At 34.8% G+C, this 12,712-nt stretch carries 11 protein-coding genes; 4 read left to right on the top strand and 7 right to left on the bottom strand.

The features are described 5' to 3' along the window. Positions 1-78: 78 nt before the first annotated feature. The 5 genes from EDD63_RS02805 to EDD63_RS02785 form a co-directional block, all read right to left on the bottom strand. Entirely contained in the window at positions 79-390 is a 312-nt protein-coding gene (locus EDD63_RS02805; RefSeq protein WP_134168276.1) for an alpha-amylase family glycosyl hydrolase, read from the bottom strand. Between the two features lie 22 nt (positions 391-412). Beyond that, entirely contained in the window at positions 413-1,267 is an 855-nt protein-coding gene (locus tag EDD63_RS02800) for a carbohydrate ABC transporter permease (protein WP_067421858.1), read from the bottom strand. Then, positions 1,267-2,187, bottom strand: coding sequence for a carbohydrate ABC transporter permease (locus EDD63_RS02795; RefSeq protein WP_067421856.1), 921 nt, complete (start codon positions 2,185-2,187; stop codon positions 1,267-1,269). Before EDD63_RS02795 ends, EDD63_RS02800 begins: the two co-directional genes overlap by 1 nt. 59 nt (positions 2,188-2,246) lie before the next feature. Continuing rightward, a complete protein-coding gene (locus EDD63_RS02790) occupies positions 2,247-3,503 on the bottom strand; it encodes an ABC transporter substrate-binding protein (protein ID WP_134168275.1) in 1,257 nt (418 codons plus the stop codon). 180 nt (positions 3,504-3,683) lie between these two features. Further along, positions 3,684-4,655 (bottom strand): LacI family DNA-binding transcriptional regulator, encoded by a 972-nt coding sequence (locus EDD63_RS02785; RefSeq protein ID WP_134168273.1) that lies wholly within the window; start codon positions 4,653-4,655, stop codon positions 3,684-3,686. Positions 4,656-4,816: 161 nt separating this feature from the next. On the opposite strand from EDD63_RS02785, the gene EDD63_RS02780 reads away from it, so the two are divergent. From EDD63_RS02780 to EDD63_RS02765, 4 genes are all read left to right on the top strand, one after another. After that, positions 4,817-6,754 (top strand): alpha-amylase family protein, encoded by a 1,938-nt coding sequence (locus tag EDD63_RS02780; RefSeq protein WP_134168271.1) that lies wholly within the window; start codon positions 4,817-4,819, stop codon positions 6,752-6,754. Further along, positions 6,755-9,109: a glycogen/starch/alpha-glucan family phosphorylase gene (gene glgP / locus EDD63_RS02775; protein ID WP_134168269.1), complete on the top strand. Its 2,355-nt coding sequence runs from the start codon at positions 6,755-6,757 to the stop codon at positions 9,107-9,109. It begins immediately after the preceding gene. Between the two features lie 15 nt (positions 9,110-9,124). Next, positions 9,125-9,670: a helix-turn-helix domain-containing protein gene (locus tag EDD63_RS02770; RefSeq protein WP_134168267.1), complete on the top strand. Its 546-nt coding sequence runs from the start codon at positions 9,125-9,127 to the stop codon at positions 9,668-9,670. Between the two features lie 65 nt (positions 9,671-9,735). Further along, on the top strand, positions 9,736-10,827 hold the full coding sequence (locus EDD63_RS02765) for an ABC transporter ATP-binding protein (protein ID WP_134168265.1): 1,092 nt from the start codon (positions 9,736-9,738) through the stop codon (positions 10,825-10,827). Positions 10,828-10,865: 38 nt separating this feature from the next. Here the strand turns inward: EDD63_RS02765 and EDD63_RS02760 are convergent, their stop codons facing one another. Together EDD63_RS02760 and EDD63_RS02755 are read right to left on the bottom strand one after the other, a co-directional pair. After that, positions 10,866-11,627, bottom strand: coding sequence for a YdcF family protein (locus tag EDD63_RS02760; RefSeq protein WP_134168263.1), 762 nt, complete (start codon positions 11,625-11,627; stop codon positions 10,866-10,868). A 39-nt stretch (positions 11,628-11,666) separates the two neighbouring features. Then, on the bottom strand, positions 11,667-12,632 hold the full coding sequence (locus tag EDD63_RS02755) for an aldo/keto reductase (RefSeq protein WP_134168261.1): 966 nt from the start codon (positions 12,630-12,632) through the stop codon (positions 11,667-11,669). Positions 12,633-12,712: the final 80 nt, after the last annotated feature.

The following is a 12,712-nucleotide window of genomic DNA, read 5'->3' as shown; positions in this document are numbered from 1 at the left end:
GCGCCCAAATTTTGTAGTAAAAGTCAATAGAAAAAAAGAGGGGTCAAAATTAATTGACTCCTCTTACAATTCTATTGCTTAACTTAATGACATTATTCGAATATCCATTTCTTTGGCCTTTGCAATCAATGTTTTGATATCCTGCATATTCCCAAAGTTTTCATGTACTTTGTAGTAATTGCGAATATCATAGCCATTATCATCCAAAGGTGAATCAAAGAATGGACAAATCCAGATAAAGTCGATGCCTAATTCGCGGAGATATGGAAGTTTATCAATGATACCACGGATATCCCCATATCCATCGTTATTTGCATCAAAGAATGTTTTTGGATAAATTTGATATCCAACAGCTTCTTTCCACCATTTATATGTGTTATGTTCACCCATAAGTCCATCTCCTATTATTTTTTTATTTTACTGCTCCCTCTACCATCCCTTTGATGATATGTTTTTGAGCTTTAATGAACAGTAAAATAATTGGTAAGATCGTTAATACTGCTGCAGGTAATAAAACTGCGTAATTTGTTCCGTATGATTGTGAAGCCAAACGGTTAATTGCAATCGGTAAAGTAATGGTGTCACTACCTAATAACAACATTTGTGGTAAAAGGTAATCATTCCACAACCATATTCCATTCAATAAAACTACGGTTACAGTAATTGGTTTTAAGATGGGTAGAATAATCAAACGGAATGTTTGAAAACGACTACACCCATCAATCATTGCTGCTTCTTCTAATTCCTTTGGAATTCCTTTGATGAATCCATGGTACATGAAAATTGATAATGACGATTGAAATGCCAAATAAGCGATTGGAAGGAAGAACACATTCCCCAATGTTTCGATTCCTGTTGCTTTCGAAAATGAAGAAAGCGTTGAAATCAAAGGAAACATAATTACTTGAAATGGAATAACCATCGACCCAACAAACATCAAGAAGATGATCTTACTCCACCATTTCTTTGATCGCACAAGCACCCAAGCTGCCATCGAAGAAAACAAGACAACAAGTACTAGACCAACAATTGTCACAAATACACTTGTAAGAAATGCACTTCCAATATTGATGGTACTATCAGAGAATAGATTGATGTAGTTATCAAATCCAGTTTCCAAAATTCCACTCAACGAAAAGGGATTGTCCAGGATTGCATCTTTACTTTTAAATGAGTTAATCACAAGTAGAATAAATGGAATGATAAAAATAAAGAATAGTATCATTGCAGTTCCTTCAAGGAACGTTCGTCTCATCTTTTTTGACATTACATTTCTACCTCCTTGCTTTTTGTAAAGTGCATTTGAAGCATCGAAATCACGAATAGAATCAAGAAGAAAATAATTGCTTCTGATTGTGCTGATGCACGCATGTTTTCAATGGTTCCTAATTGCCCACGTTTTACAATATCTAATGATAATAATTGTGTTGCTTGAATACTTCCACCTGCTCCAAATTGTGCAGGCCCTCCATTACTTAACATTAAGTTCAAATCATATTGTTTAAACGCATTTACCAATGTCAAGAATGTCCCAATTGTGATGGATTGACGAATCATTGGTAAGACTACATTACGAAAGCGTTGCCATGCATTTGCTCCATCAATACTACTTGCTTCAATTAAATCCTTAGGGATATTTTGAATTGCAGCAATATAAATCATCATAATGTATCCAATGTATTGCCAAGTTCCAACAAGAATTAAAGCAAATTTAGCAGTTCCTGCATTATTTAAAAATGACTCTGCTAGGAAACTATTGCCAAGTGCCTCCCCGATATACGGGATTGCTGAATTGAAAATAAACATCCAGATCGTACCAAGAACGATTCCACCAATGAGGTTAGGAATAAAGAATCCTGCACGATATAAATTGGTTAGTTTTAATTTTTGAGTAACGAGTATTGCCAATCCTATTGCAATCACATTCACAACGATGACATTTACTGCTGTGTAAATAAATGTCCACTGTAATGAGTATAAGAATTGTGGTTCTTTTAAGACCCCAAGATAATTGTCTAAACCTACAAAGTTAAATGTAGATTGTACTGCATTGTTCCAATCTGTAAATGACAGGTAAATCCCTCTTAAAAATGGAACAATAATGATTAAGATAAACATGGCCACTGTTGGTAATAAAAACCAAAACGAGGTTGATTTATTCATTAATTTTTTTACTGTTTGTAACATATGTACCTCCCTTATAAACAACAAGATAGGCGATAGCCTATCTCATTGTCATATACGTATTATTTAAGTCCTACAATTAACTTCGTAATTTGTTCCACAAATCCATCTTTTGTGATTTCGCCTTTTGCGAAGGCTTCATGAACAGGTCCTAATTTTTGCATACCAAAATCGGCTGGCATATCATTTTGGTTCCATGGACATCCTTTTCCAGAAACTAGTGATTCGTGTACTGATTTAGCTAGACTTGTTGTAGGTGTAATATCAATTGATTTAAATGGTGAAACAGAAGCTGCTTCCACATACATAAAGTTTTGTCCTTCTTCAGTTGCATAAATACTGTTTAAGAATGCTTTTGCTGCATCTACGTTTTTGCTACGGTTTGATACTGCAAAGTAGCTTGGTGCTGAGATATAAATCGCGTTGTCATCTCCGTATGGAGCTGGAGAAATTCCAATGTTTTCCATATCAGCTACGTCACCTTCAATCCAGTTACCTTGGTGAATAAATGCTGTTTTTCCATCTGTAAATAATTTTACTTGGTTTGCGTATTGGTCACCAGCAGCAGATAATACTGTTTTGTCAGAGTTGTTGAAGATAAGTTCAATCATATCTGCATAATCTGACATACGATCTGCTTCAACTGTTCCTTCATTTAATTCATCAAGAACATGTGTATCTCCAATTTCTAAGTTTCCACTTAAATATGAGTTAAAACTGTGGTTACCAGTTACCCAGTACATACCACTTCCTGTTGCCATTGCAACTGGAGCTGTAATTCCTAACTCATCTTTTTTCGCATCTAATGTTTTGAATGCTTCAACATAAGCATCGTAACTTGTTAATGTTGCTGGATCAATTCCTGCTTTATCAAGAATGTCTTTATTGTACGTTAATCCAAATCCTTCAACACCTAATGGGAATCCGTAAGCCTTACCGTCCATTTCGTAAGCGTAGTCAGTATCAGCTACCCATTCTTCACCTTCCATGTCAGCAAGAATTTCTTTATTGTCTTCAAATCCTGCACGTCCTTCTAGGACAAAGATGTCAGGAATTTTATCAGCTGAAATATATTGGTCTAGTTTTCCTGCATAATCACAGTTAGAACCACCACATGTTTCGATTTCAACTTTTACATCATTCTTTTCGCTATACAATTTTGCATAATCTTTTAAAGCTTCATCAATTTCTGGTTTTAAGTTTAAGACTTTAATTGTTGTCTTATCACTACCACCATCATCTGATCCCCCTCCACAAGCTACTAGTGACAATGTCATCAGTGCAGCCATTGAAGTTTTAATAAGTTTTTTGATCTTCATTTCATTCTCTCCTCCTAGATTTAGAATATTTTGAAATTGCTTTCATCCACAATATAGCATTGGTAGCGCTACCAGTCAACGCGAAAACTCTTGGAAAAGTTTCCAACTTATACTGTGTTAAAATCTTGTAAAAAATGACCCCTTATTATCTATATAGCAAAAAAAAGAGCTTGTTTTACGTTAACAAGTCTCTCCGTTTTGAATGTAATATGGTACTTCGATTTCTTCAGGAACATCTTGATCATTATTGATACGACGCATCAAAGCACTGATTAATGCCTGTGAAATAGCAGGCATATCTTGTACTGCTGTTGTCAGCAATGGGCGAATGTTTTTCGTTCCTTTTAAACCATCAAATGAAACCACAAAAATATCCTTACCGATTTTTATATCGTGATTTAGTGCAATGTTTAAAAATAACTGTGCATGATAGTCACATGCGAAAAAATATCCATCACAGTCTTTTGTTTGTTGAAAGACCTCACTTAGAAATTCAAAGTCACTTGCATAACCAATCATGTCAAATACGGTAAATTCACGATTTGCTTTTTTACAAACATCCTTAAATGCAAGCAAACGTTTTTGCGCATCACTTTTTGGATCAGCGGCAAACCCTACAAAACACACTTTCTTTTTTGTTTTGGATAGTAAGCGTACACTTAGATCATTTGCTGCTTTGTAGTTATCTACATGGACACAAGGAATCTTGGGGTTGATGATTCGATCAAAAGCAACTAGTGGTAAATCGGCGAACTGATACGAACGTTCCACGCTAATGAATGGAGCAACGATAATTGTCCCAGCAACCTGTTGCGACTTAAGACGTTCAAGATAGTCAATTTCTTTATTCACATCACGATTTGACACAAATAACAAAAGAAAATAGCCAAGGTCGCTTAGATCACGTTCCAATTGAGACAGCAATTCCGAAGTAAATCGGTGTGTTAAACTTGGTGCAATTACACCAATAAAGTTTGTCTGTCTTTTTTGAAAGTTACGAGCAAGTTCGTTTGGTACATAACCAAGTGCCTTAATGGACTGCAAGACAAGTTCACGTGTTTCTTTTGAGACGGATCCCGATTCATTTAGCACACGACTAACCGTTGCAATTCCTACATTTGCATGCTTTGCAACATCTTTTATACTAGCCATAAACACCTCCTATAGTTATAGTATAGCATCAATTATTTCTAAAATGACTTCATTTCTACAAGTTTCATGCAAAACAAAAACTTGGAATTGTTTCCAACGTATTTATCCTATGAAAACCCTACCATTTTTGTATAATGAACTTGAATTAGTGAGGAAAAACAATGAAACAAACCACATTAAGAAAGCTAAGAAATGTCTTAGAAATGTACGAAAAAGACGATTGTCAAACCTATTATGTACCAAAAGCTTGGACGTATATTGCCCACAAAAAAACTGATGAAAAGATTATCAAAGTAAACCCTTATCAATACTACAAGGAGCAAATCGACTATATCTTAGATCATCCTGAACCACTACTTAGAGATTATCGCGATGCATATTATTATTCCACGATGATCCGGACTTCAACGACCTTTGATCATAATCAAGATCAACAAGTTGAGCTAATAAATACAGATGGGTTTAAGGAAACTGGTACCTTTGTGAAAATGATTGCATACTTACCAACATTAAAGGCGATGGGTATCAACGTCATTTATTTATTACCCATCATGCAATATTCACGGATGGACAAAAAAGGTGAATTAGGATCCGTTTATGGAGTCAGTAACTTTTTCGCTATTGATGAAGAATTATTTGATCCTATTACAAAGGATGAATTAAGTCTAGACGAGCAATTTGCTGCCTTCGTTGAAGCATGTCATGTTTTAGGAATGCGTGTTGTTCTTGATATCATTCCAAGAACAAACTCTGTAAATACGACTCTTCTTATGTCTCATCCAGATTGGTTTTACTGGATTGGACTTGATGATTTGCAAGGATATAAACCACCAAAAGTTAATGGAATTCCACCGACAACTGCAACAGAAGAAAAATATCTACAACAACTGTATGCTGCAAAGGAGACAAAAGAACATCTTGCAAAATTTCAGGAAGCTCCTAATATTCGTGATCCAAAAAAATGGGATGCACTTGTTGCACGCTATCAAGCAGATTCGTCATTGAATCCATTGGAGTTAATTCGCGAAACATTCAATATGACAGTTGCTCCGGCATTCAGCGATCAAATTAATGATGTACAACCTGCTTGGAGTGATGTTACATTTTTCCGTCTTTATATGGACCAGCCAAAAATCGTTACAGAAAAGCAACTTACGGACACAAAGGTTCCATATATCTTGTTTGATACAATCAAAGCAAACTTATTTCCTGGAGAGATACCAAACGAATCTTTATGGGATACCTTAAGTAATATCTTACCGTATTACATTGAGAAGTTTGACTTAGATGGTGCAAGAACGGATATGGGACATGCCTTACCAGAACCACTAACAAGAAAAATTATCACGAAGGCAAAAGCATGTAAATCAGATTTTTATTTTATTGCAGAAGAACTAACCGCTACTAAAAAAAGTACCGAGCAAGCAAAAGCACTAGGCTATGATTTAATTATCGGTGATGGATTTTATCATACACATCGCTTTCATGAACAACTAACACGTGATTTCTATTACAACGGTATGTGTCTTCCGACAATGGTATTTGCTGCGGGTGAAACCCACGATACACCAAGGCTCATTTCTCGTAAAGGTGGATATCAAACAACGTTATTGATAACGATACTAAATCAATTTGCATACAACTTTGCCCCATTTATGAACTCGGGTCAAGAACTGCTTGAAAAACAAGCCATGAATACAGGAGTCGATGTCGATGAAAATACACTGTATGCACTTGATGAAAATGATGCGTATTATATGAAACTTGCATTGTTTGATAAATACGAATTTCACTATGACAGTGCTTATGAATCATTCATGGAAACTTTATTTCAAATTGCTAAGATCAAAACAAAATATAAAAATCTTTTACGCAAAAAAGAAAACGTAGCATACATTGCAACGCCAGACAAAGATCAAGTTATCTTTCATTACCAAGATGCAAATCAACATTTATATATACTAGCAAATGCAAACTTGCATGAATCAAAAACATTTGATTTGCAAATACAAGAATATGAAGTTTTATACTCAACAACGACATCAACTTCATTAACACTAGAACCTTTAGCGTTACGAATTATATGGGAGGAAAATTAAATGCTAACTATTCAAGATCAACTGCAGGAAACTGCCACACAACTTTTTTCGAAGGAATTTGGACAACTAAGTAAAAATGAAATGTACATTACAGTTGCAACACTTACACAAAACTTAGCTGCAAAAGAAATCGAAAACACATCAGTTTTAACGAAGAAACAAGATGCTAAACAACTGTATTACTTCTCAATGGAATTTCTTATGGGACGTTTGCTCATTAACAACTTACAAAACATGAATATCTTCGATGAAATTGATGAAGTACTGGAACCATACGGTGTTTCAATTAAAGATATTGAGTTCGAAGAAGGAGATGCTGGTTTAGGTAACGGAGGTCTGGGGAGACTTGCTGCATGCTTTATGGATTCGATCGCTTCTTTGAATTATCCAGGACACGGAATTACCCTACGTTATCGTCATGGTTTTTTCAAACAAACATTTGTTGACAATAAACAAGTAGAGTTACCAGATTTATGGTTAAACAACCGTAACGTTTGGGAAAACAAAATCAGTGATGATGCAACAACCGTGTCATTTTACGGAAACCTACATAAAGCAGAAGATGGTTCATATTCACTAACTGATACAGTTGATGTATTGGCAATGCCTTATGATATGCCAATTGTAGGTGCTTCACATACAGCAAATCGTTTGCGTATGTATGACGTACTACCTCTTGAGAACCAAAAAAACTTCGATACATATGAGAAAGACATTATGGATATTGTTAGCTGTTTATATCCTGATGATTCAACAACTAAAGGAAAAGAATTACGTTTGAAACAACAGTACTTGTTTGTAAGTGCTGGACTACAAAACATTCTAAAAGAGCACTTAGCAACACACCAAACGTTAGATAATCTAGCTGATCATGTAGTGATGCAAATCAATGATACACATCCAACTTTGTTAATTCCTGAATTGATGTGTGTGCTTATAGATCAACATGGATACAATTTTAAAGATGCATTTGCGCTTACTTCCAAGTGTATTGCATATACAAACCACACCATCTTGGCGGAAGCTCTCGAAACATGGGATGCAAAAATGCTTCAGAATCTATTACCAAGAGTTTATCAAATGATTGAAGATATCAATAATATGTTCTTAGAGTCATTAAAGCCATACAACTACACAAAGGAACAAGTAGAAAAAATGGCAATTATTGCAAAAAAGAAAGTTCACATGGCAAACTTAGCTATCGTAGGTAGCTTTAGCGTGAATGGAGTTGCAGCTCTACATACAAAAATCCTTGTTGAAAAAGAAATGAAAATTTGGGCAGATCACTATCCAACAAAATTCAACAACAAGACGAACGGTATTACACAACGTCGTTGGTTCCACTATGCAAACCCAGACTTATCATCACTTGTAAAAAGTCACTCTGATGATCGTTTAATGGAAAAGCCAATCGAGTGGTTTAAAGCATTTGAACAACAACTAGATAACGAAAAAGTCCTCCAACAACTGATGGATATTAAGGCAACAAATAAAACGAAATTAAGCTCGTATATCCAAAAACACGAAGGAATTTCTATTAATCAAGATGCCATCTTAGATATCCAAATTAAGCGTCTTCACGCATATAAAAGACAACTACTAAATGTTTTTCATATCATTTATCTGTACCAACGTTTACTTAATGATGAAACTTTCAAAGAAAACTTCCATCCACAGACATTTATCTTTGGTGCAAAAGCAGCTCCAAGCTATGTATTAGCAAAAAACACAATTCAACTGATTCGTACGATGGCAGATATCATCAATGCAGATGAACGTGTCGCTGACAAGCTACAAGTAATTATGGTTACAAACTACAACGTAAGTTATGCAGAAAAACTGATTCCAGCTGCAGATATTTCTGAGCAGATTTCTACTGCAGGATTTGAAGCGAGTGGAACAGGAAACATGAAGTTCATGATGAATGGAGCACTTACTTTAGGTACTATGGATGGAGCAAATGTTGAAATCCATGAACTTGTTGGTGATGATAACATCGAAATATTTGGTCTATTAAAAGATGATGTGTTTGCAATCCATGCATCAGATTACAAGGTGAAAGATGATATCAAAGATGATGAAACGATTACGTTCATCTTGGATTACATTAAAGAATTAAAAGATTTCCAACCAATTTTAGACTACTTTGAAAAAGAAAATGACTACTATTTGGTTGTTAAAGATTTCAAGGCATATGTTAAAGCGCAAGAACATCTAAATGCACTTTACAAAGATCAACAAGCTTGGACAAAAAAAGCACTAATCAATATTGCACGATCTGGATATTTCTCAAGCGACCGCACAATTGAAGATTATGTAAATGATATTTGGAAATTGGAAAAGTTAGTAGATTAACGATATACTTGTGTTATGACAACACTTTATATTTACCCAAATCAAAAATTTGTGGAAGAAGCCCTTTTATCTCTATATGATTGTCAAAGAATTGGAACTGCGGAGCATGCGCTACTAATCCTTCGCAGTTCCTTCATTGATGATCCAAAGACACTGGTCAGTAACTTGGTTCTTGATTTTTCAATCAATGTAAAAATCTTGTTTACGAATACAAGCCACCCCTTTGATTCAACTAGTGTGCTAACGTTCTTAAAACAACAGCCACTAGGAAGTTATGGAATTTCTGATTATTTGTTTCATTGCCTTGTTTTTCAACAGGATGAGGCCTTATGTAACATGATGAGAAATAAAATCATACAATTGGATTACGAAGAGCGAAATACCTTACATACATACATCAAAAATAATGGAAATACGATGAAAAGCGCAAAAGAACTCTATGTACACCGCAATACGATGACATATCGTTTACATAAGCTGGAACAGCACTTTGATTTAGAACTCAACGAAGCAAAAAGTATCCATGCGCTGGCATATTTGCTTGTTGCTTTAAAAATTTAGTCACTGTGCACATAGTCGTTCTCCATTGTTAAAGTTATAATAAAAGTACATAGGAGATACATAATATGGCAACATTAAAACTAGAAAACATTAATAAAATTTATGATAATAACGTACAAGCAGTATTCGATTTCAATTTAGAAATTGAAGACAACGAGTTCATCGTATTCGTTGGACCTTCAGGATGTGGAAAAAGTACAACGATTCGAATGATTGCAGGACTTGAAGAAATTACATCAGGTAATTTATACATTGATGAAAAGTTGGTGAATAACGTTGAACCAAAAGATCGCGACATTGCAATGGTATTCCAATCGTATGCACTATATCCGCACATGAGTGTGTTTGACAATATGTCATTCGCCTTAAAACTTCAAAAAATGGACAAAGAAGAAATCAAAAAAAGAGTAAACCATGCAGCAGAAATTCTTGGTTTAACAGAGTACTTAAATCGTAAACCAAAAGCACTTTCAGGTGGACAACGACAACGTGTCGCTCTAGGTCGTGCAATTGTTCGAAATCCAAAAGTATTCTTAATGGATGAACCTTTAAGTAACTTAGATGCAAAATTACGTGTGCAAATGCGTTCAGAAATTATTAAACTACACGAACGCGTAGATGCAACCACAGTCTATGTTACCCACGACCAAACAGAAGCCATGACAATGGCAACTCGTATTGTTGTAATGAAGGATGGATACATTCAACAAATTGGAACGCCTAAAGAAATTTACAGTAACCCTGCTAATATATTTGTCGCAGGATTTATTGGAGCACCAGCAACTAACTTCTTAACCGGAACTTATGAAGACAAACACTTTACCTTCGGTGATCACAAAATAGAAGTTCTCGACAGTATGGTCAAAGACTTAGAACCATACAACGGTAAAGAAGTTATTATGGGTGTTCGTCCAGAAGATATTTACTGTGATAATATCGTAGCAGATACATATCCAAGTACACAATTTGACTTCCACGTGGATATCAGTGAGTTACTTGGACACGAAAGTATTTTACATGGTCTCATTAATGGAGAAAGCGTAATTGCTAAAGTAGCTACTCGCTTAGGAATTAAAGCACATAGCGATATTAAAATCTCATTTGACTTAAGTAAAATCCACTTTTACGACGCAGAAACAACAAACCGTATCGTATAACATAAAAACCAAAACCCAATTTCAAGGGTTTTGGTTTTTTAATCTAATATAACCGATTTTATGACGGAGAAATATTCTCGTATATAATTGGCAGTAAAACCGTTTATGAGTTTTTGCGATGGTGCACTATACGCATGCATTCCAATTTTACTAGCAAGAATACTTGCTCGATATGCATGGAAATTGTTTGTCACAATTAGAAATGTTGCATTCGCATCATGAACTAGATCATACGAGTATTGTAAGTTTTGTGAAGTATTCTTAGATTTCTCTTCAAGCAAAATGCTACTTTTTGGAACACCTTGTTTCACTAGATACATTTGCATTACTTTTGCTTCACTATATGCATCATTTTTTGCCTTACCACCACTGCAAATAATCTTCGCACTTGGATTCTTTTTATATTGCTCATAAGCTTCATCTAGACGATAGCGAAGTGCAGTACTTGGTTGATCGTTCTTAATCGCTGCTCCTAGTACGACAATATAATCCGTTTTTATATCATCTGTTTGCATTCCTTGATAGATTACAAGTGATTCAATACATAGAAAACTTACCATAAAACATACAACAACCATTCGACATATGTATTGAAATGGCTTTGGTAAATCTTTAAGTATATTTTTTTGTTTGTGTAAGCAGGTATATGCATACAATACTAAGGCGATACCACCCAGTCCCAATAAAATGGTAAATAAGTTAAACGACAAAATGGTATTCACTATGCATAGTATACCTACAACAAAATAAAATCTGTATTTCGCAGTTTGGAATACATCTAATTGCTTCTTGTTATTCATACATTTAATATATCACAGAATCATGTGTTTACGAATATTTTATAGCGCACCTACTACATTATGAGGCACATACAATTCATCTAAGTATGCAATCTCTTCAGGAGTTAATTTAACATCAAAGACACCTACGGCATCATCTATATATTTTTCCTTACTTGCTCCAATGATTGGTGCAGATACACCTTTTGCATATAAGTAAGCTAATGAAATCTGTGTCATAGTACAATGATGCGTTTTTGATAATTCAATAACTCTTTGAACAATCTTTTTATCAGCTTCTTCAAATGCATCATATTTACCTACTGCAGTTTCATCTGTTTTACTTCGTAATGTGTTTGTATGCCATTCACTACGTGCTAAACGTCCTGCTGCTAATGGACTATATGGAGTCAACAAAGTCCCGTACTGCTTACACACAGGAATAAGTTCTCGCTCATCCTCACGATAGATCATATTGTAATGATTTTGCATCGTTTCAAATTTTGCCCATCCATTCTTTTCTGCAATTTCTTGCATATTATGGAATTGATATCCATACATTGCACTTGCTCCTATATGTCTCACTTTTCCTGATGTAACTAATTCATTTAAAGCTTCCATCGTTTCCTCCATAGGTGTATCCTTATCAAAACGATGAATGATATATAAATCAAGATATTCCATCTCAAGTCTTTTTAAAGATAAATCAACTTCTCGAAGGATTGCTTCTCTTGAGAGTTTTCCATCATTAAAATACACTTTAGTAGCAATAAACACCTTTTTTCTATCAACATTCAGTTCTTTTAATGCTTTTCCCAAGTATACTTCACTTGTTCCTTTTGAATATACATTTGCAGTATCAAAGAAATTGATTCCTAAATCCAATGCATGTTTTATCATGTCCTTAGAGTCTTCATAGTTTAATGTCCAACTATGAAATCCACTTTCAACATCACCAAAAGTCATGCAACCTAAACATAATTTTGATATTTCTTTATTTGAATTTCCAATTGTAAAATATTCCATTTGAATCTCCTTTTCTACACTCACTCTAGCACCCGGTTGCAACAACCGGTCAAGCAAAATCAAAAAGAAAAAGCAACTTT

The sequence above is a fragment of the Breznakia blatticola genome (assembly GCF_004365815.1).
Classification (GTDB): Bacteria; Bacillota_I; Bacilli_A; order Erysipelotrichales; family Erysipelotrichaceae; genus Breznakia; species Breznakia blatticola.
This window is presented reverse-complemented; position numbering and strand designations above follow the sequence as displayed.